General features: G+C 63.1%; 33 protein-coding genes. 21 read left to right on the plus strand and 12 right to left on the minus strand.

All coding sequences use genetic code 11. From position 1 onward, the window contains the following. The coding region (locus tag ACXJ7R_RS03790; RefSeq protein ID WP_457150651.1) for a glycine betaine ABC transporter substrate-binding protein at positions 1-790 on the plus strand (790 nt) is incomplete at its 5' end. Continuing rightward, positions 787-1,626: an alpha/beta fold hydrolase gene (locus tag ACXJ7R_RS03795; RefSeq protein ID WP_457150652.1), complete on the plus strand. Its 840-nt coding sequence runs from the start codon at positions 787-789 to the stop codon at positions 1,624-1,626. The genes ACXJ7R_RS03790 and ACXJ7R_RS03795, both read left to right, overlap by 4 nt. 76 nt (positions 1,627-1,702) lie before the next feature. On the opposite strand, the gene ACXJ7R_RS03800 is transcribed toward ACXJ7R_RS03795, so the two are convergent. Next, entirely contained in the window at positions 1,703-2,482 is a 780-nt protein-coding gene (locus ACXJ7R_RS03800; RefSeq protein ID WP_457150653.1) for an NIPSNAP family protein, read from the minus strand. Between the two features lie 149 nt (positions 2,483-2,631). On the opposite strand from ACXJ7R_RS03800, the gene ACXJ7R_RS03805 reads away from it, so the two are divergent. Then, a complete protein-coding gene (locus ACXJ7R_RS03805; RefSeq protein WP_457150654.1) occupies positions 2,632-3,186 on the plus strand; it encodes a TetR/AcrR family transcriptional regulator in 555 nt (184 codons plus the stop codon). A gap of 103 nt (positions 3,187-3,289) precedes the next feature. Continuing rightward, the gene (locus ACXJ7R_RS03810) at positions 3,290-4,423 is read left to right on the plus strand and encodes a metallophosphoesterase (RefSeq protein WP_457150655.1); all 1,134 of its coding nucleotides are present in this window, start codon (positions 3,290-3,292) and stop codon (positions 4,421-4,423) included. 54 nt (positions 4,424-4,477) lie between these two features. Here the strand turns inward: ACXJ7R_RS03810 and ACXJ7R_RS03815 are convergent, their stop codons facing one another. Then, entirely contained in the window at positions 4,478-4,666 is a 189-nt protein-coding gene (locus ACXJ7R_RS03815; protein ID WP_457150656.1) for a CsbD family protein, read from the minus strand. Positions 4,667-4,830: 164 nt separating this feature from the next. Here ACXJ7R_RS03815 and ACXJ7R_RS03820 point away from each other — a divergent pair, with 164 nt between their 5' ends. From ACXJ7R_RS03820 to ACXJ7R_RS03860, 9 genes are all read left to right on the plus strand, one after another. Next, the gene (locus ACXJ7R_RS03820) at positions 4,831-5,490 is read left to right on the plus strand and encodes a glutathione S-transferase family protein (RefSeq protein ID WP_457150657.1); all 660 of its coding nucleotides are present in this window, start codon (positions 4,831-4,833) and stop codon (positions 5,488-5,490) included. Positions 5,491-5,702: 212 nt separating this feature from the next. After that, positions 5,703-6,023, plus strand: a complete 321-nt coding sequence (locus tag ACXJ7R_RS03825; RefSeq protein WP_095086102.1) for an ArsR/SmtB family transcription factor — start codon at positions 5,703-5,705, stop codon at positions 6,021-6,023. Then, on the plus strand, positions 6,020-6,802 hold the full coding sequence (locus ACXJ7R_RS03830) for an SRPBCC domain-containing protein (protein ID WP_457150658.1): 783 nt from the start codon (positions 6,020-6,022) through the stop codon (positions 6,800-6,802). Before ACXJ7R_RS03825 ends, ACXJ7R_RS03830 begins: the two co-directional genes overlap by 4 nt. A gap of 394 nt (positions 6,803-7,196) precedes the next feature. Then, on the plus strand, positions 7,197-7,406 hold the full coding sequence (locus ACXJ7R_RS03835; protein WP_010915421.1) for a cold-shock protein: 210 nt from the start codon (positions 7,197-7,199) through the stop codon (positions 7,404-7,406). A gap of 383 nt (positions 7,407-7,789) precedes the next feature. Then, positions 7,790-8,017: a hypothetical protein gene (locus ACXJ7R_RS03840; RefSeq protein WP_095086096.1), complete on the plus strand. Its 228-nt coding sequence runs from the start codon at positions 7,790-7,792 to the stop codon at positions 8,015-8,017. Then, complete coding sequence (locus tag ACXJ7R_RS03845; RefSeq protein ID WP_457150659.1) at positions 8,017-8,424, plus strand: hypothetical protein; 408 nt, start codon at positions 8,017-8,019, stop codon at positions 8,422-8,424. Before ACXJ7R_RS03840 ends, ACXJ7R_RS03845 begins: the two co-directional genes overlap by 1 nt. A gap of 1 nt (position 8,425) precedes the next feature. Next, complete coding sequence (locus ACXJ7R_RS03850) at positions 8,426-8,581, plus strand: hypothetical protein (protein WP_457150660.1); 156 nt, start codon at positions 8,426-8,428, stop codon at positions 8,579-8,581. Positions 8,582-8,585: 4 nt separating this feature from the next. After that, the gene (locus ACXJ7R_RS03855; RefSeq protein ID WP_457150661.1) at positions 8,586-8,969 is read left to right on the plus strand and encodes a YkgJ family cysteine cluster protein; all 384 of its coding nucleotides are present in this window, start codon (positions 8,586-8,588) and stop codon (positions 8,967-8,969) included. A gap of 138 nt (positions 8,970-9,107) precedes the next feature. After that, on the plus strand, positions 9,108-9,719 hold the full coding sequence (locus tag ACXJ7R_RS03860; protein ID WP_457150662.1) for a LysE family translocator: 612 nt from the start codon (positions 9,108-9,110) through the stop codon (positions 9,717-9,719). Positions 9,720-9,739: 20 nt separating this feature from the next. On the opposite strand, the gene ACXJ7R_RS03865 is transcribed toward ACXJ7R_RS03860, so the two are convergent. Genes ACXJ7R_RS03865 through ACXJ7R_RS03875 form a run of 3 tightly spaced genes read right to left on the minus strand, consistent with a single transcriptional unit; the run spans position 9,740 to position 11,636 of the window. Beyond that, positions 9,740-10,126, minus strand: coding sequence for a nuclear transport factor 2 family protein (locus ACXJ7R_RS03865; protein WP_457150663.1), 387 nt, complete (start codon positions 10,124-10,126; stop codon positions 9,740-9,742). A gap of 15 nt (positions 10,127-10,141) precedes the next feature. Then, positions 10,142-10,591, minus strand: a complete 450-nt coding sequence (locus tag ACXJ7R_RS03870) for an OsmC family protein (protein ID WP_457150664.1) — start codon at positions 10,589-10,591, stop codon at positions 10,142-10,144. Positions 10,592-10,625: 34 nt separating this feature from the next. Further along, the gene (locus tag ACXJ7R_RS03875) at positions 10,626-11,636 is read right to left on the minus strand and encodes a zinc-dependent alcohol dehydrogenase family protein (RefSeq protein ID WP_457150665.1); all 1,011 of its coding nucleotides are present in this window, start codon (positions 11,634-11,636) and stop codon (positions 10,626-10,628) included. 101 nt (positions 11,637-11,737) lie between these two features. Here ACXJ7R_RS03875 and ACXJ7R_RS03880 point away from each other — a divergent pair, with 101 nt between their 5' ends. Next, the gene (locus ACXJ7R_RS03880) at positions 11,738-12,346 is read left to right on the plus strand and encodes a TetR/AcrR family transcriptional regulator (RefSeq protein ID WP_457150666.1); all 609 of its coding nucleotides are present in this window, start codon (positions 11,738-11,740) and stop codon (positions 12,344-12,346) included. A gap of 170 nt (positions 12,347-12,516) precedes the next feature. Here ACXJ7R_RS03880 and groL read toward each other — a convergent pair whose 3' ends face one another. From groL to ACXJ7R_RS03895, 3 genes are all read right to left on the minus strand, one after another. After that, a complete protein-coding gene (gene groL, locus ACXJ7R_RS03885; RefSeq protein WP_095086076.1) occupies positions 12,517-14,172 on the minus strand; it encodes a chaperonin GroEL in 1,656 nt (551 codons plus the stop codon). A gap of 62 nt (positions 14,173-14,234) precedes the next feature. Beyond that, positions 14,235-14,531 carry a co-chaperone GroES gene (gene groES, locus ACXJ7R_RS03890; RefSeq protein WP_006203049.1) on the minus strand — a complete coding sequence of 99 codons (297 nt, stop codon included), beginning with the start codon at positions 14,529-14,531 and terminating at the stop codon, positions 14,235-14,237. A 173-nt stretch (positions 14,532-14,704) separates the two neighbouring features. After that, on the minus strand, positions 14,705-15,331 hold the full coding sequence (locus ACXJ7R_RS03895) for a TetR/AcrR family transcriptional regulator (RefSeq protein WP_095086073.1): 627 nt from the start codon (positions 15,329-15,331) through the stop codon (positions 14,705-14,707). Positions 15,332-15,455: 124 nt separating this feature from the next. Here ACXJ7R_RS03895 and ACXJ7R_RS03900 point away from each other — a divergent pair, with 124 nt between their 5' ends. Genes ACXJ7R_RS03900 through ACXJ7R_RS03910 form a run of 3 tightly spaced genes read left to right on the plus strand, consistent with a single transcriptional unit; the run spans position 15,456 to position 19,075 of the window. Further along, the gene (locus ACXJ7R_RS03900; RefSeq protein WP_457150667.1) at positions 15,456-16,643 is read left to right on the plus strand and encodes an MFS transporter; all 1,188 of its coding nucleotides are present in this window, start codon (positions 15,456-15,458) and stop codon (positions 16,641-16,643) included. 9 nt (positions 16,644-16,652) lie between these two features. Next, positions 16,653-17,933 carry a D-arabinono-1,4-lactone oxidase gene (locus tag ACXJ7R_RS03905; RefSeq protein ID WP_457150668.1) on the plus strand — a complete coding sequence of 427 codons (1,281 nt, stop codon included), beginning with the start codon at positions 16,653-16,655 and terminating at the stop codon, positions 17,931-17,933. Further along, positions 17,930-19,075: an alanine racemase gene (locus ACXJ7R_RS03910; protein ID WP_457150669.1), complete on the plus strand. Its 1,146-nt coding sequence runs from the start codon at positions 17,930-17,932 to the stop codon at positions 19,073-19,075. Before ACXJ7R_RS03905 ends, ACXJ7R_RS03910 begins: the two co-directional genes overlap by 4 nt. 6 nt (positions 19,076-19,081) lie before the next feature. Here ACXJ7R_RS03910 and ACXJ7R_RS03915 read toward each other — a convergent pair whose 3' ends face one another. Further along, on the minus strand, positions 19,082-19,915 hold the full coding sequence (locus ACXJ7R_RS03915; protein WP_457150670.1) for a GyrI-like domain-containing protein: 834 nt from the start codon (positions 19,913-19,915) through the stop codon (positions 19,082-19,084). 154 nt (positions 19,916-20,069) lie between these two features. On the opposite strand from ACXJ7R_RS03915, the gene ACXJ7R_RS03920 reads away from it, so the two are divergent. Further along, positions 20,070-21,605 carry a winged helix-turn-helix domain-containing tetratricopeptide repeat protein gene (locus tag ACXJ7R_RS03920; protein WP_457150671.1) on the plus strand — a complete coding sequence of 512 codons (1,536 nt, stop codon included), beginning with the start codon at positions 20,070-20,072 and terminating at the stop codon, positions 21,603-21,605. Here the strand turns inward: ACXJ7R_RS03920 and ACXJ7R_RS03925 are convergent. From ACXJ7R_RS03925 to ACXJ7R_RS03935, 3 genes are all read right to left on the minus strand, one after another. Next, positions 21,581-21,910: a hypothetical protein gene (locus ACXJ7R_RS03925; RefSeq protein WP_457150672.1), complete on the minus strand. Its 330-nt coding sequence runs from the start codon at positions 21,908-21,910 to the stop codon at positions 21,581-21,583. The two genes, ACXJ7R_RS03920 and ACXJ7R_RS03925, sit on opposite strands and share 25 nt — an antisense overlap. A gap of 77 nt (positions 21,911-21,987) precedes the next feature. Next, positions 21,988-23,223 (minus strand): FAD-dependent monooxygenase, encoded by a 1,236-nt coding sequence (locus ACXJ7R_RS03930; protein WP_457150673.1) that lies wholly within the window; start codon positions 23,221-23,223, stop codon positions 21,988-21,990. Continuing rightward, entirely contained in the window at positions 23,120-23,563 is a 444-nt protein-coding gene (locus ACXJ7R_RS03935; protein ID WP_457150674.1) for an FAD-dependent oxidoreductase, read from the minus strand. The genes ACXJ7R_RS03930 and ACXJ7R_RS03935 overlap by 104 nt, the downstream gene beginning before the upstream one ends. 199 nt (positions 23,564-23,762) lie before the next feature. Here ACXJ7R_RS03935 and ACXJ7R_RS03940 point away from each other — a divergent pair, with 199 nt between their 5' ends. From ACXJ7R_RS03940 to ACXJ7R_RS03950, 3 genes are all read left to right on the plus strand, one after another. Beyond that, entirely contained in the window at positions 23,763-24,059 is a 297-nt protein-coding gene (locus ACXJ7R_RS03940) for a hypothetical protein (RefSeq protein ID WP_457150675.1), read from the plus strand. Further along, a complete protein-coding gene (locus ACXJ7R_RS03945; protein WP_457150676.1) occupies positions 24,043-25,041 on the plus strand; it encodes a LacI family DNA-binding transcriptional regulator in 999 nt (332 codons plus the stop codon). Before ACXJ7R_RS03940 ends, ACXJ7R_RS03945 begins: the two co-directional genes overlap by 17 nt. Beyond that, the coding region (locus ACXJ7R_RS03950; protein ID WP_457150677.1) for an ATP-binding cassette domain-containing protein at positions 25,038-25,537 on the plus strand (500 nt) is incomplete at its 3' end. The genes ACXJ7R_RS03945 and ACXJ7R_RS03950, both read left to right, overlap by 4 nt.

A 25,537-nucleotide genomic window follows, 5' to 3' on the forward strand; every position in this document is an offset into this window, starting at 1 on the left:
TGTCCTGCTGGGTGCACTCGGCTACCAGCCACAGAGCTCGGTGCTAGGCATCAACGTCATCTATGAAGGCATGAAGAACAACGATCTCGACCTGTTCCTCGGCTATTGGAATCCGGCCATGGTCACCTATTACGAGCCCTACAAGAAGGATGGCTCGGTCGAAGACGTGCGCGTCAATCTGGAAGGCGCCAAATACACCTTCGCCGTGCCGACCTACGTCTGGGACGCCGGCGTCAAGGATTTTGCCGACCTGCACAAGTTCGCCGACAAGTTCGGCAAGAAAATGTACGGCATCGAGCCCGGCTCGAACCAGCTGATGATGGATGCCATTGCCGATCCCTCGCTTGGCCTAGACGGCTGGCAGGTCGTCGAGTCGAGTGAAGCCGGCATGCTGTCGGAGGTCGGCTATGAGATCAAGGAAAAGCAGTTCATCGTCTTCCAGGGCTGGGCGCCGCATCCGATGAACACGATGTACGATTTCAAATATCTCACCGGCGGCGACAAATTTTATGGCCCCAACCTCGGTGCCGCGACGRTGACCACGCAAGTGCGAAAGGGCTATCTGCAACAGTGCCCAAATGCCGGGCAATTGTTGAAAAACCTCACCTTTGACATCGATTTTGAAAATGTCGGCATGGGGTACCTGATCAATGACGGCATGAAGCCGGAAGAGGCGGGGCTGAAGGCGATCAAGCTGAACAAGGATCGTCTGGACACCTGGCTTGCCGGGGTCACCACATTCGACGGCAAGCCCGGCCTTGCCGCGGTCAAGGAAAAGCTTGGCCTGTGAGACCGGCAGCATTTGATGCCTTTCCGAATGGCTGGGCGGAACAGGACGGCTGGGCTGGCCGCAAGCAATTCATCAATAGCGGCGATCTCGACATCGCCTATGTCGAGATCGCCGGCGCCGAGCCGGCGCTGCTGTTGGTGCACGGCTTCACCGACACAAGCCGCAGCTTTTCGCTCCTGACGCCGCATCTGGCCGGACGTCGGCTGATCATGCCGGATCTGCGCGGCCACGGCGGGTCGCAAACTGGCGCAGGTTGCCGCATCGCCGATTTCGCAAGTGACATTGCCGGATTGATCGTCCACTTGCAGCTTGACCGGCCGGTGCTCGTCGGCCATTCGCTGGGCGCCATGGTGGCTATCGCGTTGGCCGCGCGGCATAACGAGCTCATCGGCGGGCTGGTGCTATTGGCCGGCACGTTGAAGCCCGACCTGGCGCAGAACCATCCACTGGTCATGGGCGTTCAGTCTCTGCGTGACCCGATATCGCCGGCAGACCCGTTCTATGCCTGGTGGCATGCCTGCCGGCCTGGCGTGCCCGAGCCCTTTCTCGCAGGCCTGGCGAAAGACGCCTCGGAGATGCCGGTGTCGCGCTGGCAAGCGACCTTGAAGGAAATTCGCCGCACCGATCTGAGTGACCTGGCGCGAGCCGTGCAGGCTCGAACGCTGATCATCGCCGGCGAGCACGACCCGCTGTTCGGCCAGGCGCATCAGCGGGCGCTGTTGGATGCCCTTATTGGGGCAAGCCTCGTGCACGCCGAGGAGTGTGGCCACAATCCTCATTGGGAGGATCCGGCCTTTGTTGCCAACGCCATCGGTAAGAGTTTCGGGTTCGATTAGTGCCCGAACAATGCGCGTGCCGGTGGCACGTCCTGCCGGGCTTAGGCACCATCRCTATCCCTGATCAAGCGGACCGCTACCCAAGCCGCGAACGCGAGGTCGGGGACAGACGCAAAGTCTCGGTTGGTCTGGTCAGATCCTGCTGGGCAGCTTGCCAAAACGCCTGCCATGCAGGTGAGCCGGCAAATTTGGCCTCATAGCGGGCGTGTGTTTCCGGGCTGTCGAATCCCATGACGCCGATGAAGACGTTTTCGCTGGCCCGTACCGGCAGGCGCGGAAAGCTGTTTTCGGCATGCTCGGTTACGAACGCGGCGAGCACGCGTGCGCCGGGTGCGATCATCTGCGGCACCATTTTGGTCTCGAAGCGACTGGCAAAAATGCCCTCGGCGCCTGGCCGCAAATGATGAATCCGGATCACAACAATGGCCGACAGGGGCTTGTTCCGGCTTGATTTTTTGTCGGCGGTCAAGCCTGCCCGCAGTGTGCCAGAGAGATCAAAACCGGCGCCTGGCCATGCCGGCTTGAGCAGCAACACATCGTCGGAATCGATCATTGTCGCGTTGGCCGCATTGCTATGCGCCGCCCAGACCGGCCCGCCATAGAAGGCGGTTAGGGCATCCTTGCGCGCGTCCATGCCGTCGAAGCCGCGCATCCAGACGAACATATCCGGACGATCGAGATCCCGGAACTGGCCGATGATGGTCATCCCGACGTCCTCCTGGCCCTCGATCAGCCTGCCGTCGAAGATGTCGATGAGCGTGTCACGCTTGCCGGGCTTCAGCGTGTACTGCCGCAGCTCGACCACAGGCGAGGCGAGCACCGCGGGTTGCGGCGTGGCATTCAGGGGCAGGTTCATCCGTCAGTCTCCAAAAACAGGGTGATTGTCCTGTTTATAAACAGACCGGTTGTCCTGTTTTGTCAACATGCTATTGTTCGGCAATGTCAGCAGAGATCACAACGCGACCGAGGCTTCGGTCGCGAAAACGCGTCAACGACCCCGAAGGCATGCGCAACAAGGTGCTCGATGTCGCGGAGGCGGCGTTTCAGGCGCGCGGCTATCATGCCTCCAGCCTCGGCGACCTGATGGCGGCGGCGGGTGTCAGCGGCGGCGCGCTGCATCACCATTTTCCGACCAAGAAGGCGCTGGCACTGGCGGTGATCGACGAGCGTGTGGCGGCAGCGGTCGAAGCGACATGGATCGCGCCGGTGCGGGCGGCGGCTTCGGCACGCGAGGGCGTGCGCGCGGTGTTCGAGGCCGTGGCGGCGGAACTGGAACAACAGGGTTTCATGCGCGGCTGCCCGCTCAACAATCTGGCGCATGAACTGTCGCTCGCCGATCCGGATTTCAGGGCGGCACTTGCCCATATCTTTTCGGCATGGCGCCAGGCGATCGCCGACAAGGTCAGGGTCGACCAACAGGCGGGCAGGGAGCAAGGCACCGACCCGAAGCGCTTTGCGACACTTGCCGTAGCCACCTATTCCGGCGCCATGTCGATGGCCAAGACGGCGCAGGATGCGGGTGTGCTGCGCGACTGCCTGCCGGCGCTGGGTGAGGCCTAGGAAATGATCCCGAAACGTGATCGAGCCTGCTCATTCACGCTGCTATCGCGATGCCGCGCGTTGAACTGGACGGCCGGCCGCTCTCCATGCTGAAATTCACCTCATGATGAATCGCCGCTCGCCTGGTTTGTTTTCTCGACGCAGCTTTCTGGCCCAGGCCGCGGGTTTGGCCGCGGCCGGCGTGATGTCGTGCCCGGCACGCAGCCAGACCGGGCAGCGCGTCCAGCCGATCGACGCCACCTTCCTGTTCATCGCAGATGTCCATGCCTGTCGCATGGCGAGCGGCTTGAGCCCCAACTGCCAAAAGGAAGGCAAGACCGACGCCGCGCTGCTGCGCAACATCGCAGCGCTGAACGCCCTCGGCGACAAGGATTGGCCGGCCGAGATCAACGGCGTCGCCACCGGTCTGCGTTCCGCCGGCAGCCGTATCGGCACGCCGCTTGGCCTCGTCGTCGGCGGCGACATCACCGACGATGGCGGCGGCCAGATCACCCAACCGAGCGAGGGCACCCAACTGCTCCAATTCAGCCAGCGCTACCAGCAAGGCGTCGGTTCCGATCGCGTGCATGTGCCTGTCTATGTCGGGCTCGGCAACCACGATCTCGACCAGAACGGCCCGCCGCACCATGTCGACTGGTACCGGCGCGAAATGCGCGACTATGTCGAGGTCAATCATCGCGCCGGCGTATTCTTCAAGCCGCCGGTACCGGCCACCGACTACGACGTCGACACCGATTGTTATTCCTGGGACTGGGGCGGCCTGCATCTCGTGCAGACGCATCGCTTCGCCGGCGACACCGGCCACGGCGCCGACAGCGGCCTGCCATGGCTGAAGCAGGATCTGGCCACCTACGCTGCGGATGGCCGCCCGGTCATCCTGTTCCAGCACTATGGCTGGGACACCTTCTCGATAGAACGGTGGGATGCCGCCAAAAGGACGTATGACGATGACGGTGCCGGCGCGCCGCACTGGTGGAGCGAGGCCGACCGGCAGGCCCTGCTGGCGGCGCTGAAGGGCTACAATGTCGTCGCCATTTTCCACGGCCACAAGCACGACATACCGCTGATCTACCGCGGCGACGGGCTCGACCTCATCAAGCCGAAGGCTGCCTATATGGGTGGCTTCGCGCTGGCCAGGGTGACTAGCGACGCCATGGACGTGGTACTGGGCGAGGCGACCGGTGATCATGGCGAGGTCGCCTTCACCAACGCCTTCAGCAAGGACTGGAGCACATGAAAAAGGCGGCCCTGGCGGCCGCCCTTCCCGGACAAAAGCGATACCCGATGGGGATCAGAGCGCCTTCTTGACCTTGTCCTTCACGTCGCCATAGGCCTTCTGCACCTTGCCGGCGATCCTGTCGGCCGTGCCTTCGGCTTGGGTCTGCCTGTTGCCGGTCGCCTTGCCGGCAGCTTCCTTGACCGAGCCCTTGACCTGCTTGGCCATGCCCGCGACCTGATCCTTGTTCACCATTTTCCGCATCTCCTGGGAGTTTGAATTCGGGGAATTCGTCCGCGGAGGCTAACGAACCGGCATCGGTTAGGTTCCAAGCTTCCCCAGCCGCGGATCAAAGTTGCGCAACCGCTTTCGGCGGTAAGGCTGGCAGGCTAAAGGACTTCAGGACAACCGTGCGCGCGGGGAGAAAAATGGCTGAATTCACACTCTATATCGGCAACAAGTGCTTCTCATCATGGTCGCTTCGGCCCTGGGTGGCGATGAAGCATCTGGAGGTTCCCTTCGAGGAAGGGTTTGTGCGGCTGCGCACGCCCGAGACCGCTGCCAATCTCGGCAAGATTTCGCCGACCGGGCTGGTGCCGGTCTTGAATCACAATGGCAGGATCATCTGGGAAACTCTTGCCATCCTTGAATATCTTGCCGACCTGTTTCCTGAGAAAAATCTCTGGCCGGCCGATATCGGCGCCCGTGCGCTGGCGCGCTCCGTGGCGACCGAAATGCATTCCGGTTTTCGCGAGGTCCGCTATGGCTGGCCGATGAATTTGCGTCGCCCGAAAGGCCACAAGCCGCTCGACGCCGAGGGCGAGGCGCAGCGGGAGCGCATCGAGGCCCTGTGGCGCGAGTGCCGGGAAGGACACGGCAAGGGCGGCCCGTTCCTGTTCGGCCACTTCACCGCGGCTGACGCCATGTATGCGCCGATCGTCACGCGCTTCGACACTTATGGCGGCACGCTGGCGCCCGACACCAGAGCCTATGTCGATGCGGTGCTTTCAACGCCAGCAATGCGTCACTGGTACGCGGAGGCCGCCAAGGAAACCTGGCCCGAGCCCGGTCCGCACGAACAGGACTGACCTGGCACGCGGGTTCGAGCCTCGCAACCGCAAAATATGGTTTCAGGCGATGCGGCTGAGGGGCGCCTGTCTGTCCCTCGCGGATGTCGGCGGCAACGCCAGGCGTGTCTGGCTTGGAGTGAGGCAGGCTCCACATGCGTCCGGAATCGGCCGCGGCGGGAATTGACCGGAAGGGCAATTCGGCATAATACGTAACCAAATGGATACGTATTATGCCGCAGGCTGACCCCGACCGTTCCGTTTTCCGCGCAATTGCCGATCCGACTCGGCGCGCGATCCTCGACCGCTTGCGGCAGGGACCGGCGCCGGTCAACGAACTCGCCTCGGCCTTTTCGCAGAGCCGGCCAGCGATCTCCAAGCATCTCAGGGTCCTGCGCGAGCTGCGGGTCGTCTCCGAACAGAAGTATGGCCGCGAGCGGCTCTACCGGCTGGAACCGGCGGAGTTGAAGGACGTGGCCGACTGGATCTTGCCATATCGCGATTTCTGGCAAGCGAGCCTCGGCAACCTGAAATCCTACCTGGAGAATGAATGATGGCCAACAACGACAGACCGCGCGCCATCGCCGATGTGTCGGCGGGCACGATTCTCGCCACGGTAACGATCGCGGTGCCGCCCGAGCGAGTGTTTCGCGCGTTGACGGCGGACGACCAGATACCGCTCTGGTGGGGGTCGGACGAACTTTACCGGACGACGAGACATACCGCCGACTTGCGGCCGGGCGGGGCGTGGCGATCGGAAGGCAAGGGGGCCGACGGCCAGGACTTTCATGTCCAGGGCGAGTATCTCAGGGTGGAGCCGCCGCACCTTCTGGTGCTGACGTGGAAAGCGCCATGGGACGGCGACAACGTCACCACCGTGACCTACATGCTCGAGGCGGTGGGTGCCGGAACGCGGCTGACCTTACGTCATGAAGGGTTTGGCGTCCGTCAAGGCGCATGCCGCGATCACGGCTCCGGCTGGGAGCGCGTGCTCGGCTGGCTGACCACTTTCCTCACCGATGAAGCCGGCAGCAAGCCGCAAGGCGTGTTCCACTGCCGGCTGATCCCGCCCCGGCCCGACTTTGCCTTCACCCTGACCGATGCAGAAAAAACACTGATGAAGCAGCACTCGGATTATCTGCGCGGCAAATTGGGTGAGGGGGGTGTCATCCTGTTTGGGCCGGTCGCAGATCCTGCCGGTCCCTGGGGGCTCGGTATCGTGCGTGCCGTCGATGAGGCCGCCGTCCGGGCGCTGACCGAGGCGGACCCGACGGTTCGTTCCGGGTTGGGCTTTCGATACGAGATCCTGCCGATGATGACCGCCGTGATGTGAGGCAAAAACAAAAACGCCCCTCGCGCCTTTTATCGCGCGGGAGGCGTCTTTTGCCGTCAACCTTTCCTTCGATTGCTCTCATGAACTGCTGACGACACACCTAAAATGCACCGGCGCCGATCTGGTTCCCGGTAGGTTGCGGTTTTTTGGAGCGGCGGCGTTTCGTTTCCTTCTCGCCGGACAACTTTGCGCCTGATCTCGGTGGCGGCTAAACCAGAAATTGACACGGGGCAAAAAGAAGCCTACAAGAATTTCGTCGATATTTGTTTGACCGACTTTTGTTATCCGCGCACGCATGCGCGCCTTTGACGAACTTCCCCATCAAAAATCGAGACAAAAATCGTTGTGCATTCGCACCGCGATTAACGAATATTTGCCATGGAAAGGGTTCGTCATGAGCACCGGCACAGTTAAATGGTTCAACGCCACCAAGGGTTTTGGTTTTATTCAGCCTGACGACGGCTCGGCCGACGTTTTTGTCCACATCTCGGCCGTAGAGCGCGCCGGCATGCGCGACATCGTCGAGGGCCAGAAGCTCGGCTACGAGATGGTCCGCGACAACAAGTCGGGCAAGATGTCCGCCGACCAGTTGAAGGCGGCCTGAAAACAGAATTCAGCCTTCCCGGTGACCACGGATGTACTGGCACCGGTGAATGGCGAATTCGGGCGCTTGGCCGCGGAGACTTGAGTTTCTACGGCATGCGCATGTGAAGGGCGTTGCCTTGCATCCCTGGTGCATCCTTCTGGATGTCACCTGTGCATCCTTCTGGATGTCACTGGATGCGCGGCGCTCTCATGGGGAGGTCAGGCGGTGCCTGGCCTTTTTCATTTTGCGCGTCTTGCCGCCGAAAGTGCACTGCGCGTCGGCCTGAACGTGCTAAGGGACGCTCCAGCAATTTGAGTCCGCTGCCGTATTGCTTTGCGCGTGGTCCTGACCGAAGACCCGGTCTCGCCATGTTTGCACCAGCTCCTGACAGGAGAAAGATTTTGACCGCCAATTCGAAGACAGCCCCTGATCAGGCCGTGTCCCTGTTCAGCAAGACGCAGACCCAGTCGATGTCACTCAACCGCATCATTTCCGAGCGCGATGCCGTCAGCGAGGCGCGGGAAGCCAAGACCGCGCGGCTACGCGAACAGCGCCTGGAGAAGGAGGCCGATGAGATGGCCGCGGCCGCGGCTCTCGCCGCTTTGCCGAAACGAGTCGGAAAACGCTGATGGCCACCAAGCGCGTCCCGCCTACTCCGATCGCGACCGATGCGACCATTGCCGACATGGTCGAAGGCCTCGACAAGCCGGTCGAATATGTCCGGCGCGTGCTGGAAAAACTCGAACGCTGCAAGCGTGCCCATGGCGACGCCCAGGTGCGCGTCGGCGTGCGTGGCCGGGCTGAGTGCCCGAACTACCTAATCGAGTATGTCCGCGAAGACACCAAGACGCATGAGCGGGTGACTTATCAGGATGCCGCCTACAGCGGCAGCACGCATCGCGAACTGGCGCCCCACCACATCGAGGCGGTGAAGAACTGGTCGCCCGAGGAAATGAACATCACGGCGGTTTCGGCGCTGATCGGCCGCTTGCGCAATCCGCGCGCTCTATCATCGCGTTTCGCCGACGAGGACTGACATGGCCATAAAATTCTCCGCCAAGGACCAGCCTGCAACGCCAGCTGCTGCAAAACCGGCCAAGCCGGTTGCGGCGCCGAAAGCCGGCGAAGCCGCGACCGATCTGTTCAAGTCGCCGGTGGATGCGCCAAAGGGCAAGACAGGCAAGAAGAAATAACACCTTGCCGCAAGACGCCGATCACAACCCTGCCGAGCCGGGACTGTTCGCCTTCGCGGCCGCTGCAAGTCTTTCGTCGTCGCAACGCAGCACCGGCCCTGTCTTCGACTGCCAGAGCTGCGGCGCCTGCTGTTCCTATTCGGCGGAGTGGCCGCGCTTTTCCACCGAGGATGACGCCCAGCTCGACCGCATCCCGGAAAAATATGTGGCGGCCAACTTGTCCGGCATGCGCTGCGACGGTGTGCGCTGCTCAGCGCTCTCCGGCGAGATCGGCAAGTCGACCGCTTGCGGGATCTACGAAGTTCGCCCGGATGTCTGCCGCGCCTGCATGCCGGGCGACGACGATTGCCTGATGGCGCGCCGCGCGCACGGATTACCGACGTCTTAAAGTCCTTTTTTCGCGCAGGTTGTCGCAAAACCGCTGCGCGCTTTTGGACGACACACACCGGCGCCGACTACCGGCGGCTTGTGTGTAACCTCCTTGCTGGCTACGCTGCGACAGGGCAGGGCGCCGGAGGAAACCACCGTGAGCATCGAATTTCTGTTGACGTCGCTGATCGTCGTGGCTTCGCCCGGCACCGGTGTTCTCTACACGCTGAGCGCCGGCCTTTCGCGTGGCGCGCGCGCCTCGATCATCGCCGCCTTCGGCTGTACGCTCGGCATCATTCCGCACATGGCGGCCGCCATCACCGGCCTTGCGGCGCTGCTGCACACCAGCGCGGTTGCCTTCGAGACGCTGAAATATCTCGGCGTCGCCTATCTGCTCTATATGGCCTGGAACACGCTGAAGGAGAAGGGTGGCCTGAGCGTCGAGCAGGATGTGACGCCGCGCTCGGCCGGCAAGGTGATTGCGACCGGCGTCCTCGTCAACGTGCTCAATCCGAAACTGTCGATCTTCTTCTTCGCCTTCCTGCCGCAATTCGTCAGCACCACCGAACCCAATGCGCTGTCGAAGATGCTGGAGCTCAGCTCCGTCTTCATGCTTTTGACCTTCGTTGTTTTCGTCGGCTACGGCATCTTCGCCGCCTCGATCCGCAGCCATGTCGTGTCGCGGCCGATGGTGCTGACCTGGATGCGCCGGACCTTCGCCGGCGCCTTTGTCATGCTCGGCGCAAAACTGGCGTTGGCAGATCGCTAGCGCCGAGTGGCCAAGGGCGGCTATCCCTTGACGTACCCCATCGCTTCGACGATCAGCCCGCCCTCGACGTGCATCAGATTGACGCCGCGGATGGAGTTGCCATCGGCGAGCCAATAGCGCCAACGGATCGTCGCCCGTTCGCCCGCAATGAATGTCTCCTCGAGGTCGAATCGCGTGCCGGGCTGGGTGGCGATCGTCGACCACAGCTGGACGCACGCCTCCCGACCGACATGACGGGCGCCGTCCGGTGCCGGCACAGTGTTTTCGATCACGCAGTGTTCGGCGACCAGGCCTGGCAGTGCCGACGGATCATGAAGCTGGAACACGTCGTTGAAGCGCTGCATGATTTCAGCTGTCTGCCTGGACTGTTCGTCCGGATGAACGGTCACGATGCTGTCCTGTTTCATATCATCCTCCTGATTTCATTGTTGCGTGGCGGCGGTCGCGACGAGCTCGGCTTTCAGCGTGATGGTTGCCACGCCGGCCAGGGCGCGCGACACAAGGCATGCCGCTTTCGCCGTTTCCGCAAGGTTCTGGAATTCGTCCGGGGCAATGCCCGGGATCTCGGCTTGGGTCTCAATTTCGATGCGGGTGATCGTCGGCCCGGCAGCGGTTGCGCCGAGATGCACCTTTGCGATCGTGTTGATGCTTGTCGGGATGTACTTGGCGCCGCCCAGTATGGCGCTCAAAGCCATCGAGAAGCAGCCGGCATGCGCTGCCGCGATCAGTTCCTCCGGGTTCGTGCCCGGACCGTTTTCGAAACGCGACGGAAAGGAATAAGCGCCTTCGAACACACCGCTGCCGAGCCGTAGCCGTCCTGAGCCTTCCTTCAGCGTGCCTTGCCACTCGGCCGAAGCTTCACGAATTGTCATTGTCTGCACTCCTTGGTTCCGAGAAATGGATGGGTCAGGCGCCGTCGACGACCACTTTTCCGAAGACGTCGCCCTGCTGGAAATAGCGGTACGCATCACCGGCTTCGGTGAAGGCAAAGACCTTGTCGATGACGGGCCGCAGCCGGTGATGTGAGACAGCGCGCAGCATGGCTTCGAGATTGGTCCGGCTGCCGACGAACAGGCGGCTGATGGTGGCGAGGCTACGCTGGTAGAGCGCTGCCGGCATCTCGATTGACCTGCCTTGCTGGTCCTGCAGCGTCAGCAGCACGATGTGCCCGTAGAGCGTGCTGGCGATCAGCGATTGCGCGAATGTCGCCGGGCCGCCGGTTTCGACAACGAGGTCGATGCCGCCTGTCTGGTCGCGGACAGTCGCACCCCATTCGGGCATCTCCGAAGTCGAGATCACAAGGTCGGCGCCCAGCATCCGCAGCCTCTCGGCCTTCTCGCCACGTGAGGTGACGGCGACGACGCGGCAGCCGAGCAGCTTGGCGAACTGTAGCGCAAACAGCGAGACGCCGCCCGAGCCTATGACCAGAACCCACTGGCCAGGCTTCGGAATTCCGGCGGCGGTCACCGCATTCCAGGCGGTCAGGCCGGCGCAGGTCAGCGTTGCTGCTTCATGCCAGTCGAGATGATCTGGCAGGCGCACGGCCCATTGCTCGTCGAGAACGGCATACTCGGCCAGCATGCCGTCAAGCGTGCAGCCGAGCTGGTCGATGAGGCCGGCGTTGATGCGGCCGTCGATCCAGCGGGCGAAATAACTGCCGGTGACGCGATCGCCAACGGCAAAGCGGGTGACGGCATCGCCGATGGCGACGATCTCGCCAGCCCCGTCGCTCAGGGGAACGACGCCCTGGCGCGGCGTCAGCGGATAGGTGCCGTTGAGGATCATCGTGTCGCGTCGGTTGAGCGAGGTGGCGCGAACGCGCACGACGATCTCATCCGGTTTCGGCTCCGGGCGCGCTTCGTCGCGCATCACCAGGCATTCCGTCCCGCCGGATCCTTCAAGACGATAGGCGTGCATGTCTGCTTTTCCCATAATATGTAGACTGATCTACATATTATGTAGACCGATTGTCATATTTGATGCAAGGCCTATAATGATTGCTACTGACAGAGGTTGACATGGCCAACGACACCCGCACCCGCATACTCGAGACGACAGCGCTGCTGCTCAGGCAGCGTGGCTATCACGGCACCTCGCTCAATGACATTTTGAGCGCCAGCGGTGCGCCGCGCGGCTCGCTCTACTTCCACTTTCCCGGCGGCAAGGACCAACTGGTCATCGAGGTGACGCGTGACAGCGTCGACAAGGTGACGCAAAGGCTGGGCGCGGCATTGGCCGCCGAGCAGGATCCGGCAGTGGCCGTCCACCATATCTACCAGGAGGTCGGACACATGCTCGAGGAGAACCAATTCACGCTCGGCTGCCCGATCGCACCCGTGGTGTTGGATTCACCGGTCGATGTGCCGGAGCTGGCCGAATTGTGCAGATCGGCCTTCGAGCAATGGATCGGCTTGCTGCGAGAGGCCTTCGTCAGGGCAGGGGTGCCCGAGCGCCGCGCGCATGCTTTGGCGCTGCTGGTCGAATCGTCGCTGGAAGGGCTGATGGTGATCGCGCGCGCCACCCGCGACCGCGCCCCGTTGCAGGCGGTCGCCGACGAAGTCGCGGCACTGATTGAAGGCGCGGTGCTGGCTGGAGAGGCACGGCGACGCGCGGATGCCGCGGTCTGAGGGCCGGTCAAGGCGCGACGATTTAAGGTACACGCAAACAGAAAGGGCGCCTTTCGGCGCCCTTTCCGTATCTGAAGGTTGATAGGGGCTGGATTAGAAGTCCATGCCGCCACTCAAGCCCGCTTGCGGGCTTGAGCAACTTGGATTCATGGGCGTGCTTTATGGACTTCTTAGAAGTCCATGCCGCCCATGCCGCCCATGCCGCCGCCGCCCATGCCGCCAGGCATGCCGCCGCCAGCCGACTCCTTCTTCGGAGCCTCCGCGATCATGGCTTCGGTGGTGACGAGCAGGCCGGCGACCGAGGCCGCGTCCTGGAGAGCCGTACGCACGACCTTGACCGGATCGACGATACCCATGGCGATCATGTCGCCATACTCGCCGGTCTGGGCGTTGTAGCCGAAGGTCGCGCCCTTGTTCTCGAGGATCTTGCCGGCAACGATCGATGCTTCCGCACCGGCGTTGGCCGCGATCTGGCGGGCCGGAGCCTGCAGTGCACGACGAACGATGTTGATGCCAGCGGCCTGGTCGGCATTGGCGCCGGTGGCCTTGATGTTGGCCGAAGCGCGCAGCAGGGCGACGCCGCCGCCTGCAACGATGCCTTCTTCCACGGCCGCGCGGGTCGCGTTGAGGGCGTCATCGACGCGATCCTTCTTTTCCTTGACTTCGACTTCCGTCGCACCGCCGACGCGGATCACCGCAACGCCGCCCGCGAGCTTCGCGAGACGTTCCTGCAGCTTCTCCTTGTCGTAGTCCGAGGTGGTCTCTTCGATCTGCTGCTTGATCTGGGCGACGCGGCCCTGGATCTCGGCCTTCTTGCCGGCGCCGTCGACGATGGTGGTGTTCTCCTTGGAGATCGACACCTTCTTGGCGCGGCCGAGCATGTTGAGGCCGACGTTCTCGAGCTTGATGCCGAGGTCTTCCGAAATGACCTGGCCACCGGTGAGGATGGCGATGTCTTCCAGCATGGCCTTGCGGCGATCACCGAAGCCCGGCGCCTTGACGGCGGCGATCTTCAGGCCGCCACGCAGCTTGTTGACGACCAGCGTGGCCAGAGCCTCGCCTTCGACGTCTTCCGAGATGATGAGCAGTGGCTTCGAGGTCTGCACGACGGCTTCGAGAACCGGCAGCATGGCCTGAAGGTTGGAGAGCTTCTTCTCGTGCAGGAGGATGTAGACGTCCTCGAGCTCGGCAACCATCTTGTCGGCGTTGGTGACGAAGTAGGGGCTGAGGTAGCCGCGGTCGAACTGCATGCCTTCGACGACTTCGAGTTCGGTCTCGGCGGTCTTGGCTTCCTCGACCGTGATGACGCCCTCGTTGCCGACCTTCTGCATCGCTTCCGCGATCATCTTGCCGACCGACTCGTCGCCATTGGCCGAGATCGTGCCGACCTGAGCAACTTCCTCGGAGGTCTTGATCTTCTTGGCAGCCTTGCCGAGCGCCGCGACGACTTCGGTCACGGCCAGATCGATGCCGCGCTTCAGGTCCATCGGGTTCATGCCGGCGGCAACCGACTTGTGGCCTTCCTGGACGATCGACTGCGCCAGAACGGTCGCGGTCGTGGTGCCGTCGCCGGCGATGTCGTTGGTCTTCGAAGCAACTTCGCGGACCATCTGCGCGCCCATGTTTTCGAACTTGTCCTCGAGCTCGATTTCCTTGGCGACGGTGACGCCGTCCTTAGTGATGCGCGGGGCGCCGAACGACTTGTCGATGACGACGTTGCGGCCCTTGGGGCCGAGAGTGACCTTCACCGCGTCGGCGAGGATGTTGACGCCGCGCAGCATGCGCTCGCGGGCATCACGGGAGAATTTTACGTCTTTGGCAGCCATTTTTAACTCCTGGCAAGGGCTTGGATTGAGCCCGGGAATTCAGTTGACGGAAAGTGCTGATATCAGCCGATGATGCCCATGATGTCGGATTCCTTCATGATCAGAAGGTCTTCGCCATTGAGCTTGACTTCGGTGCCCGACCACTTGCCGAACAGGATGCGGTCGCCGGCCTTGACGTCCAGCGGGACAAGCTTGCCGGCTTCGTCACGAGCGCCGGAGCCGACAGCGATGATCTCGCCTTCCTGCGGCTTTTCCTTTGCCGTATCGGGGATGATGATCCCGCCGGCGGTCTTGGATTCGGATTCGACCCGGCGAACGACCACGCGGTCATGAAGCGGGCGGAACTTCGACTTTGCCATTTTTTCTTCCTCGATGAGAACGGTGAGAACAGTTCCTCCGTCCGGCGACGCCGGACATATGGTTAGCACTCACCAATGGCGAGTGCTAACGTGGCGCTGAAATAGGCCGCCGGCCTGCCAGAGTCAAGGCGCGACACGCTGTCGAAACACGCGAAATTCGCATGAGGCGGCGGCTAGAGAAAGAGCCGCAACTGAGTGTGGATGATCGACCGGTAATCCTCGATGGTTTGCCGACTTTCCGCTTCGCCCTCGGCAAGTGCCAGGCGCACCACACCACCGGCTAGCTGGAAGATCAGCAGAACGATGCGTTCGAACTGCTCGCGCTTCTCGGGGGCGAGCAGGGGACTGACGCGGTCGCAGAACATCTTGGCTTGATGCCGGGTTTCGGCGATGTCGAGATTCTTGAGCGCCTTGTCGGCTTGGATGGCGTTCTGCAAATCCTGGATGGCCGGATCGCCGGCGACACGGCTGTGATAGTCGTCAAGCAGCCGGTCGGCCGCCACGATCACGTCCTTGGCCTCGCGGATGTCGCTGATGATCGCTGTCAGCCGCGTGCGGCTGACCTCGGAAAACCGCTCGTAGAGCATTGCCAGGATCGCCGACTTGTTGGGGAAGTAATGGTAGACGGTGGCGATCGGTCCGCCCGCCAGCATGCCGACCTCCTTCATTGTCACGGCGTCGATGCCCTTTTCGCCGATCAGCCGCATGGTTGTCGACAGGATCGCGTCAATGCGCTCGCGGCTGCGCTCCTGCTTGGGTTTGCGCCTGGGTTCGGTGGCCGTTCGCGTTGCTTCCATCATGCACGGGTCTTTCGCACGAGTTTCCAAATTCTGATTGACAAAAAATATGATCAAGTATCAGTTTCTGAAATGCTGACAGGTTGTCAGTTTTTTTGCCGCACGGCAAGGACGTTGGGAGACGCCTTTGACTTCGACAGATACCGGGCACACCGGAAGCGGCGACTGGCTGGTCGGCAATCCGACCGGCCGGCAGCTTGCCTCGGCGCTGTGGATCGGTTCGGTCGGCCTGCTCATCCTCGGACTGCAGCCGGTGCTGCTCGGCGCCCTTTTCACCGAGGGCCATGTCAGCGGCGATGAGCTGGCGCTGGTCGCCACCGCCGAGATGATCGCCATTGCTATCGGCTCGGCAATCGTGGCGATGCTGCTTTCGGCCCACAACATGCGCTGGAAAAGTGCGGCCCTTCTGCTCCTGCTGGCGATGGCGAATGTTTGGACGGCCTATGCCGCCGGCGCCAACATGCTGATTGCGGTTCGCGCCCTGGCCGGGCTGGCCGAGGGCGGCCTGGTGGCGGTCGCCACCGAACTCATTGCCCGCTCACGGCGGGCCGAGCGCATCGGTGGCTATTTCGTCACCATGCAAACGCTGGCGCAATGCGCGCTTGCCCTGCTGCTGGCGCTCTATGTCATCCCGGCAGCCGGGTCGGCGGGCGGCTTCATCGTTCTCGCCATCGTCTGCGTTGCCTCGCTGGCGGTCGCCTTCACCGTTCCCACTGACTATGCCGATCTGCCCAAGGAAGAGAATCTGGCCAATGTGCTGACGGTCCCTTCGATGACCGCCCTGCTGTCGGTCTTCTGCTACTTCATGTTCTTCGGCGCGGTGTGGGCCTTTCTGGAGCCGCTTGGCGCACAATACGGCATCGATGGCCGCACCGTTGGCCTGATCGTCTCGGCCAGCCTCGCGGTTCAGGTCCTGGGTGCGATGACGGCGACCGTGTTCGAGGCGCGCATCGACTACCGCCTTGCCATTGCGGCGATCGGTGCCGTCGCGTTTGTCAGCTCCCTGGTCCTCGCCAGCGGACCTGACCTCATCACATTCTGGGTTGCCGCCTTGATCATGGGCTTCATCCTCTTGTTCATCGTGCCTTACCAGATCCGGCTGGCGATCACCGCCGATGAGACGCGCACCGCCGTGCTGCTGGTGCCGGCGGCGCAGCTTTTTGGCCTGGCGATAGGGCCGGTCGCGGCGTCGCTGCTCATCGACGGCAAGGATTTTCGCCCGGTGCCGGAATTCGCCGCCACCAGCGCCATTGCCAGCGCGGCGCTGCTCGGCCTGTTCATCCTCGTGTCGCGGCGTCGCCGCGCCGTTGCCTGAGGAGGCAACATGTCGAACACCTGGAGCAACTGGTCCGGCTACGTCAGCGCTGAACCGCAGCTGATTGCCACCCCAACTGACGCCGGCGAACTCGGTGATCTCGTTCGCACCGCACCCGGTCCGGTCCGCGTCGTCGGAGCCGGCCATTCCTTTACGCCGCTGGTAAAATCCGAGGGCACGATCCTGTCCTTGGAGAGACTGGAAGGGCTGGTCTCGCACAACGCCGAAAAGCATCAGGCACGCGTGCGGGCAGGGACCCGGCTCGGCCCGCTCATGCACATCCTGCAAGGCATCGGCCAGGGCCTGCCCAATATGGGCGACATCGACCGCCAGGCGATCGGTGGCGCGCTCGGCACCGCCACGCATGGCTCTGGACCGACGCTCGGCGCCTACCACACGCAGCTTGAAACAGTGCAGATCGTCGACGGGCTTGGCAAACTCCGCGACTTYAAGCGGGCAGGGGATCAGGAGATGATCCATGCGGCCGGCGTCGCACTTGGCGCCTTCGGCGTGATGACCGAGGTGACGCTGAACAACATTGCGACCTACCGGCTGCGCCGCCGCAAATGGGTGCTGCCGATCGCCGACATGCTGCGCGATTTCGAAACGATGATGGCCGCGCATCGTTCGGCCGAATTCTACTACATTCCGTTTTCCGGCTATGCGCAGTTCATCGCCAGCGATTTCAGCACCGCGGCGACCACCACGCGCCCGACCGAGGATGACGAGGGCGGGTTGAGGACGCTGCGCCGGCTGCGCACCGGGCTCGCCTGGCTGCCGTCGCTCCGCCGCCGGCTGATCCGCGGCGCCGTCGCGAAAGTGCCTGCCGAGGATTATGTGCAGGACTGGCTCAACGTCTATGCCAGCGACCGGCAGACCAAGTTCAACGAGATGGAATATCATCTGCCGTTCGAGGAGGGGCCGAAGGCGCTGGCCGAGATCATCGAACTGACGGAACAGCGTTTTTCCGAGGTCTATTTCCCGATGGAAGTTCGCTCCGTCGCACCGGATCAGTTTTGGCTTTCGCCATTCCACAACAGGCTGACCTGCTCGATCGCCATCCACCATGACGCGGCAAGCGATCCGCTGCCGTTCATGAGGGCGGCCGAGCCGATCTTCCGCAAGTATGGCGGCAGGCCGCATTGGGGCAAGATGCACAGCCTGAAGGCGGCGGACTTGAAAAAGCTCTATCCGCGCTGGGACGACGCCATGGCGGTCCGCCGCGACATCGACCCGCAAAACCGACTCATCTCGCCATACATGGCCGGCCTGTTCGGCATCGACCAATGAGCGCCTATTTCGTCGCTCTTTCGGACGCGTTGAAGCAAGCCGGTATCTTCCAGCCCTGTCTGCTGCTTGATCGCGATCGGCTGGACCGCAACATTGTCCTGGTGAAAGAGAGGCTTGACGCCGGCCTTGCCGTGCGGCTGGTCGACAAGTCGCTCGCTTGCCTGCCGCTGCTGTCACACATCGGCAAGGCTCTAGKCACCAATCGATTCATGACTTTCCATCCGCCGATCAGCGGAGCGGTGTTGAAGGCATTTCCAGATGCCGATCTGCTCTATGGCAAGCCGATGCCGGTCGAAGCGGCAAGGGCGGCACTGGTGAAAGGGGACGCCGACTGGTCGCGTGTCTGCTGGCTGATCGATACCCAGGAGAGGCTGGCCGAGTATGGCGCACTCGCGGACGAACTCGGCGTCGAGCTGCGCATCGCCTTCGAGATCGATGTCGGGCTGCATCGCGGCGGCTTTGCCAGCCCGGAGGCCTTATCGAAAGCATTAGGCGCGCTGCCGGCTCACCAACGGCTGCATTGCGAAGGCGTCATGGCTTACGAGGCGCATGCGCCGCTCATCCCCGGCCTGTTCGGCGGGCCGGCCAAGGCGTTGGCGAAAGCTTCGGAACGGGCCACCGCCTTCGTCGCGTGCCTCGGCGCCGACCAGCGCCGCATCCTCAACATCGGCGGCAGCAAGACCGCGCTGCYACACCATCGCAGCGCTGCCAACGAGGTGTCGATGGGCTCGGCCTTTGTGCTGCCGAGCGATTTCGATACGCCCGGCCTCGAAGGCTTCCAGCCGGCGGCCTTTATCGCGACGCCGATCCTGAAAGTGGTAGAGCCGAAGCTGCCCGGCCCGCCGGCCGTCACCCGCCTGCTGCAGGCGCTCGGCCGCTTTCCACGCAAGGGCTGCTATCTCTATGGCGGCAAGTGGATGGCCGAGCCGGCCTTTCCCGAAGGCATGAAGACGAACAGCCTGCTCGGCCTCTCCTCGAACCAGCAATTCATGGGTCTGCCGGCTGACGCGACCGCAGGGCCTAGCGACTACGCCTTCCTGCGCCCGACGCAGAGCGAGGCGGTGCTGCAGCAGTTCGGATCGATCGCGGTGTTCTCCGGTGGCAGGATAACCGATCGCTGGCCGGCACTGCCGATGATGTAATCCTGACTACGCTTTGATCGGTATCCAGATCTCCAGCCCGCCATTGCCGCTGCGCGGATCGAATTCGGGGCCGTAGCGCTCGAATTCGGGAGCATCCGCGATCTCGTGACCGGAGGCCGGCAGCCATTTGTTCCAGATCGTGTTGACGGTCCGGCGGATGGTCGAGATGTGCTCGCGATGGGCAAAGACGGCATATTTGTGCGCTGGCACGCGCACCCGGCTGAGCTCCTTCGGCAGGTCGGAAAAATCCGACACTTCGACGCCGGCGATGTAGTCGAAATTGCCGGCATCGTCGCCGTTGACGCAGACGCCGTAGGCGACGTCGCTGGTCTCGCCCGGAATGTTGCCGATATAGGGACCGAAACGTTGCCACTGCATGGGAATGGCGGCGCTCGATTCGCAGCTGTAGCGTTCGCCGAGGCCGGCGATCAGGAACGGCCGGCTGGTTTCGAAGCGCGGTGGTTCGAGGTGGGCAAGGAAGGACTGGTCCATCAGGATCGGCTCCACGAGATCGAGGTTGTCGAGCGTGCCTCGCGCGCGCACCAGTTCCGGCGTGGTGCCGAACTGGTCGCGGAAGGCGCGGGTGAAAGCCTCATGCGAGTTGTAGCCGGCGTCGAGCGCGAGCGAGAGGATGTCGGGCGCCCCGCGGGCCAGCTTGCGCGCCGCTTCGGTCAGCCGGCGTGCGCGCATGTAGCCCATCACCGAGCGGCCGGTGGCGGCCCCGAAAGCCCGCGTCACATGAAAGCGCGACACGCCACTGCTTTGGGCGATATCGTCGAGCGAGACCGCCTCGGGCAGATGGCTCTCGACGAACCACAGCGCTTTTTCCGTCGGATTCATCGAGTTCCTTCCCGCGTTGGCCAGATCATCTTGCTGTCTCTCCAAGCGGCCAGTTTGATTGAAATTGCGCACTGGGCAATAATGCACCAAATCCCGTGCCGCGTTGATGTGGGTTCGACGCGGCATGATGTGCAGTGTCCGGGGAGGGGTCCCAATGACGACGGCGACTGCCGGTCAGCTTTTCCGGTTCGGCGGATACACTCTCGACCTAGACAGGGGAACGTTGCGTGGCGTCAACGAGCCGCTGTTCCTGCGCCCGAAGGCCTACGCGCTGCTTTCGCACCTTGCCCGCAACATGGGCCGCGTCGTTCCGAAATCGGAACTGATGGATGTCGTATGGCCGGGTGTCTACGTCACCGAGGATTCGCTGACCCAGTCGATCCGCGAAATCCGCAAGGTGCTCGGCGACGATATGGTGCGTACTGTATCCAAGCGCGGCTATATGCTCGCCGCTGAAGCCGAGACCGCGCCGGAGATCGGGGCGCAACCGGTCGTGGCCGTGATACGCTTTCGCAACGACAGCGGTGATCCGGCCGACGAGGCGGTGGTCGACGGCTTTGCCGAGGATATCATCAACGGCCTGGCGCGCTTTGGGACGGTCACGGTGCTCGCCCGCAATTCGAGTTTTTCGTTCGCCTCCTTCGGACGCGACGAGTGGTCTCAAATCCGCGCCCGCATCGGCGCCGATTATCTTGTCGAAGGATCGCTGCGACGCCAAGGCGAGCAAGTGATAACGGCCGTGAACCTGATCGATATCGCGACTGCGAGCCAACTCTGGGGCGACCGCTACCAGTCGCAGGGCACAGGCCTGTTCGCCATCGAGCAGGAGGTCGTCGAGCAGATCGTCGGCAGGCTGGTTACGCGGGTCACCAATGCAGGGCTGCAACAGGCATCGCGCAAGCCGGTCACCAGCCTTGCCGCCTATGAACTGGCTTTGCGCGGCTTTGCGCTGTTGCGCGACCCGGCCCAGACCGACCAGAAAGGTGCGGAGGCTCTGTTCGAGGCGGCAATCGCCAAGGATCCGAACTATGGACTGGCCTACACTTATCTCGCTCTGACGCGGGCGCTGGATGGAGAATTCGGGCGCGCCAGCGACGCAGTGCTGGAAAATGCGCGCGATCTCGCCGACAAGGGCCTGGCATTGTCGCCGGACCAGCCGACCGGCCACCGTGTGCAGTCATTGATCAGGCTGTATATGCGCGACCATGAAGCGGCCGAGCATCACATGCGCATCGCGCTGCAGCTCAATCCCTACGATGCCGACTGCATCGAGCAGATGGGCATGCTGCTCACCATGCGCGGCCGGCCGCTGGATGCGCTGACGTGGCTGGCGCGCGGCATCCGCATCGATCCCTTGCACCCGCACTGGTACCAGTTTGACAGGGCTCTGGCACTCTACATGATGGGGGAATACCGGCAGGCGGCGGAGGCGCTGGAGTTAGCCACGCGTCCCGCGCCCTGGATACGCACCAGGCTGGCGGCCTGCTATGCCCAGATAGGCGACATGGAGCGGGCGCGGCGGCAGATCGCCCTCATCGAGCCGGGCGATCCGTTTTCGCCGATCGACTACGCGCTGCGCGGCGTGCCATTCGAGAACAAGGTCGACGCCGAGCACCTTGCGGAAGGCGTCAGACTCGCACTCGGCGAGACCACGTCCGAGGCCGGTCAATCGACGACCACCACGATATAGCGGCCCTGATAGGCACGGTAGTATGTGCCGCCGCAACGCCAGACATCGAAGCCGTTGACCTTGGTGCGCACGCAGCCTGTCGGCAGTGTGGCGACCCAAGCCGTGGTGTGTCTCAGCACGCGCCATGCTGTGGTCCGCCGCGCCACGCCTGCGGCACTGCGGGGCGTCCAGGGCTGACCGATACGCGCCTCGGCCTGGCTGATGAATGACAGCGCCGGCAAGGTGCTGCCGATGATCTCTACGGCGAGGCCAATAGCGGCCGCCGTGGCGATCAGGCTGATCTTATTCACGGATTCTATAGGCATTTTCTCTCTCCTGATTTTGGTCATGATGAAACGTCTTTTCAGTACGCGCGAAAGCGCACGCCGTTGCGTTGGCGGATTCAAGCCAGGCTGTGCATGGTGCCTGAGATGCGATAGGGAGCGCGCTCGGCGATCCGAGGCCTGATGGCGAGGCCCGCGATGTACCGCTGGAAGGAGGCTGCTTCCTGGACCGGTGAGGCCAGCGCGACATGGCCGTCCGGCCTCACCAGATAGGCGCCGTCGCGCTGCAGGCCAGCGGCCTTGGCCATGTCCGACCAAGCGAAGGCATGGATTGGGATGCCGGCGGGCGCAAGCATCGCCCGGAACTCGGCATTGAGTTCGCCATAGACATGCACCTGCCAATCCAGCGATCGCAGCGGCTCGAAATTGTCGTCCCTGGTGCCGGCGATATAGGGCAGGCGGTCGCCACCCTCGATCTTACCGGCCTTGCCGCTGCTGATCGGACTTTCGCGGTAGCGGATGCGGGTCTGCGAAATCAGCCCGAAAAACGCGCGCGATCCCACCGTCGTCCCGAGCACTATGCGCAGGATCTTCGGCATCAGGTAGCGGCGGAACAGCCCGACCAGCCGCGAGCGGCTGGTGGCGACCCGAAACGCCTGGTCGGTGCTGTCGATCAGCTTGCGGGCGAAGGCGATGCGCTCCGGCTCGTAGCTGTCGAGCAGGCGCTGGTCGGCGCGCCCCTGCACCACTGCAGCGAGTTTCCAGGCGAGGTTAACCGCATCGCCCATGCCGGTATTCATGCCCTGGCCGCCGGCCGGGCTGTGGATGTGGCCGGCATCGCCGGCGAGGAACACCCGGCCGATGCGGAAATTCTCGGCGACTCGATGATGCACGCGGTAGGTCGAGAACCAGTTGACCAGATGAACCTTGACGCCGGTGTCACGCTCGACATCGGCGCGGATCGTCTCGAAGGTGATCGACTCGTCGGCCTCATGCGCTTTCGGCACGATGCCGATCAGACGCAGGGAGCCCGATTGCCGGACCGGCATGACGATGGCGAAGCCATAGGAGCTGATGACAGTGTCCATGCCATTGCGTGTGACGTCGCCGCGACCGTCGACGTCGGCGACGTAGAAGGACTGTTCGTAGGTGCCGCCGGGAAAGCCGATGTTCAGCCCGTGGCGCACGGCGCTGCGAGCGCCATCGCAACCGGCCAGGTAGGCGGCACTGACCGTTTCAGTGCGGCCGTCCCTATTCAAGGTAACGACGACAGCATCGCCCTTGTCCTCCAAGGCGACCAGCTCCGTGTCGCGCTCGACCTCGACGCCGGCACGTTCCAGGTGCGTGATCAGCACGCGCTCGTGGATGTCCTGCGGCAACGCGAAAGCGAACGGGTAGGGGCTGATGCCGCGGCCGAAGTCGGGTGAGCGGCAACCTGGCTGCTATGCCGGCCGGCGTGTGCACGGTGAGCTGTTCGATCCGCACGCCGGCGGCGAGCACGTCCTCGACGATGCCGATCTGCCGATGGAACTCCAGCGTCCGTGCCTGGACGGCCAGCGCACGCGAGGTTTCGCCTGGACCGGACGCCTTGTCGAAGATGCGGACCGGCACGCCGAGTCGCGTCAACCAGAGCGCGAGCGTCAGCCCGGTCGGCCCGGCACCGGCAATGAGGACCTTGGTCTTTGACATGCTCATTTTTCTTCTCCTTGAACAGTGCGGACTTTTTCGCCAGCCGCATGGTCTTGCGATTTCGGGGCCGAAAAATCCCGATTCGTTTCTGAAAATTTTCCGATGTTTGGTTGAGTTGGTCGTCTGCTTGTGCAGGCATCGCCACCGCCTCGAGCTATCGGCGCGGCAAGGATCGCGGCACGGCGGGCCGGGAATGTTGCCTTGAGTGGACAGCCTCAGCAGAGCGTCGCTTGACAGCGCCAAGGGATACCCCGGTCAGTTTCATCGAATGCGCATCGAGCAAAGTCGAAACGAAGATGATCGGCCGATCCTGCAAGACGCCCATCTTTTGGGGGCGACGAGAATTGGGCCGGAAAAGGCTATCGAAGCGATTGCGCAAACGTTTCGATGGCCCTATTGTTTCCCAAAATCCGCCAAGACCAATGAGAGCGGACTGGAACGCATCATCAGGGAGGAGCGCTTGCCAGCACTCCGTTTGAGTCACCATGCCGACAATGGCTGAGGTCGCGCGCCGCGCAGGCGTGTCGGTTTCGACCGTTTCGCATGTTATCAACCGCACCCGCTTTGTCTCGCCGCAGAAGGCGCAGCTCATCAATGATGCGATCGCCGCCATGGGTTATCAGCCCAACGAGCTGGCGCGATCGTTGAAAGTGGCCTCGACCAACAGTGTGGGCTTGGCGATCTCGGCGATTTCCAACCCCTATTTCACCGACATCATCTGCGCGGTGGAGGCCGAATGCGCGCGCCTTGGCCTCATGGTCTTCCTCTCTGATACGCAGGAGGATCCCGACCGCGAGCTTTCGGTGGTGCGGGCCTTCCACCAGCGGCGGGTCGACGGCGTCATCCTGGCGCCGTCGGGCGCGCCGCAGCGGGCCATCGACTATCTGGCAGAGAAGAAGCTGCCCTGCGTGCTCATCGACCGCTTCGCCGACGACCGCTTCGACCAGATCGGCGTCGAGAACCAGTCGTCGATGCGCGCGCTGATCGATCACGTCGCCTCTTTCGGCCACAAGCGCATCGGCTACATCGCCGGCCAGCCGGATCTGGCGACGACGCGCGAACGCATCGACGCCTTTCGCGAGTCGCTGGCCGCCAATGGACTCGAGTGCCTGCCGCACTATGTCTCGCCGGAGAACGTCGACACGGCGGGCGCAACGGCATCGACCCACGCTATCCTGTCATTGCCTTCGCCACCTACGGCATTGGTCACCGGCAACAACATGACGACGATCGGAGCGGTGCGGGCGATCCGCGAACGAGGCCTTTCGATCCCGGCGGACCTTTCGCTTGCAGGCTTCGACGATTTCGAATGGGCAGACTGCTTCGAGCCGCGCCTGACGCTTGTCGCGCAGCCCTGTACCGAGATCGGACGACAGGCGGCTGCCTTGCTCTGCGCCCGCATCGCATCCACCGGTTTGGAGCCGCAGGCGGTGCGGCTGCAGGCCGCGCTGCAGGTCCGTCAATCCTGCGCGAGGCCGGCATGAGTGCGCCGCTGCTGTCGGTCACCGGCGCGGTCAAGCGCTTTGGCGGCGTCCAGGCGCTGCGTGGCGTCGACTTCGACCTCAAACCCGGCGAGATCCATGCGCTGCTCGGCGAAAACGGCGCCGGCAAGTCGACCCTCATGAATCTGTTGTCGGGTGTCTATGCGCCGGACGAGGGCACCATCCAGATCGACGGCAAGCCAGTGCGCTTCAACAATCCGCGTGAAGCGCAGGCGGCCGGCATCGCCACCATTTTCCAGGAGCTCGACCTGGTGCCAACGCTCGACGTGGCGGCCAACCTCTTCCTCGGCCGCGAACTGATGCGGCCGGGCGGCTTCCTTGACGTGCCGGCGATGCGCAGCGAGGCCCGCAAACGGCTCGAAGCCATAGAGCTTGCCATCGATCCCGCCAGCATGGTGGCGAACTTGTCGATCGGCCAGCGCCAGGTGGTGGCGATAGTCAAGGCGCTTTCCTACGCCTCGCGCGTGCTGATCATGGA

Source organism: Mesorhizobium sp. P5_C1, from assembly GCF_054049815.1.

Excerpts from the sequence above, each read along its gene's own strand:
- ACXJ7R_RS03835 (WP_010915421.1), top strand. The coding sequence starts at position 7,197 with ATGAGCACCGGCACAGTTAAATGGTTCAACGCCACCAAGGGTTTTGGT.
- ACXJ7R_RS03915 (WP_457150670.1), bottom strand. The coding sequence starts at position 19,915 with ATGAATCCGACGGAAAAAGCGCTGTGGTTCGTCGAGAGCCATCTGCCC.
- ACXJ7R_RS03810 (WP_457150655.1), top strand. The coding sequence starts at position 3,290 with ATGATGAATCGCCGCTCGCCTGGTTTGTTTTCTCGACGCAGCTTTCTG.
- ACXJ7R_RS03875 (WP_457150665.1), bottom strand. The coding sequence starts at position 11,636 with ATGCACGCCTATCGTCTTGAAGGATCCGGCGGGACGGAATGCCTGGTG.
- ACXJ7R_RS03825 (WP_095086102.1), top strand. The coding sequence starts at position 5,703 with ATGCCGCAGGCTGACCCCGACCGTTCCGTTTTCCGCGCAATTGCCGAT.
- ACXJ7R_RS03920 (WP_457150671.1), top strand. The coding sequence starts at position 20,070 with ATGACGACGGCGACTGCCGGTCAGCTTTTCCGGTTCGGCGGATACACT.
- groES (WP_006203049.1), bottom strand. The coding sequence starts at position 14,531 with ATGGCAAAGTCGAAGTTCCGCCCGCTTCATGACCGCGTGGTCGTTCGC.
- ACXJ7R_RS03870 (WP_457150664.1), bottom strand. The coding sequence starts at position 10,591 with ATGACAATTCGTGAAGCTTCGGCCGAGTGGCAAGGCACGCTGAAGGAA.
- ACXJ7R_RS03820 (WP_457150657.1), top strand. The coding sequence starts at position 4,831 with ATGGCTGAATTCACACTCTATATCGGCAACAAGTGCTTCTCATCATGG.
- groL (WP_095086076.1), bottom strand. The coding sequence starts at position 14,172 with ATGGCTGCCAAAGACGTAAAATTCTCCCGTGATGCCCGCGAGCGCATG.
- ACXJ7R_RS03800 (WP_457150653.1), bottom strand. The coding sequence starts at position 2,482 with ATGAACCTGCCCCTGAATGCCACGCCGCAACCCGCGGTGCTCGCCTCG.
- ACXJ7R_RS03845 (WP_457150659.1), top strand. The coding sequence starts at position 8,017 with ATGGCCACCAAGCGCGTCCCGCCTACTCCGATCGCGACCGATGCGACC.
- ACXJ7R_RS03850 (WP_457150660.1), top strand. The coding sequence starts at position 8,426 with ATGGCCATAAAATTCTCCGCCAAGGACCAGCCTGCAACGCCAGCTGCT.
- ACXJ7R_RS03895 (WP_095086073.1), bottom strand. The coding sequence starts at position 15,331 with ATGATGGAAGCAACGCGAACGGCCACCGAACCCAGGCGCAAACCCAAG.
- ACXJ7R_RS03830 (WP_457150658.1), top strand. The coding sequence starts at position 6,020 with ATGATGGCCAACAACGACAGACCGCGCGCCATCGCCGATGTGTCGGCG.
- ACXJ7R_RS03815 (WP_457150656.1), bottom strand. The coding sequence starts at position 4,666 with ATGCGGAAAATGGTGAACAAGGATCAGGTCGCGGGCATGGCCAAGCAG.
- ACXJ7R_RS03945 (WP_457150676.1), top strand. The coding sequence starts at position 24,043 with ATGCCGACAATGGCTGAGGTCGCGCGCCGCGCAGGCGTGTCGGTTTCG.
- ACXJ7R_RS03935 (WP_457150674.1), bottom strand. The coding sequence starts at position 23,563 with ATGAGCATGTCAAAGACCAAGGTCCTCATTGCCGGTGCCGGGCCGACC.
- ACXJ7R_RS03880 (WP_457150666.1), top strand. The coding sequence starts at position 11,738 with ATGGCCAACGACACCCGCACCCGCATACTCGAGACGACAGCGCTGCTG.
- ACXJ7R_RS03865 (WP_457150663.1), bottom strand. The coding sequence starts at position 10,126 with ATGAAACAGGACAGCATCGTGACCGTTCATCCGGACGAACAGTCCAGG.
- ACXJ7R_RS03805 (WP_457150654.1), top strand. The coding sequence starts at position 2,632 with ATGCGCAACAAGGTGCTCGATGTCGCGGAGGCGGCGTTTCAGGCGCGC.
- ACXJ7R_RS03925 (WP_457150672.1), bottom strand. The coding sequence starts at position 21,910 with ATGCCTATAGAATCCGTGAATAAGATCAGCCTGATCGCCACGGCGGCC.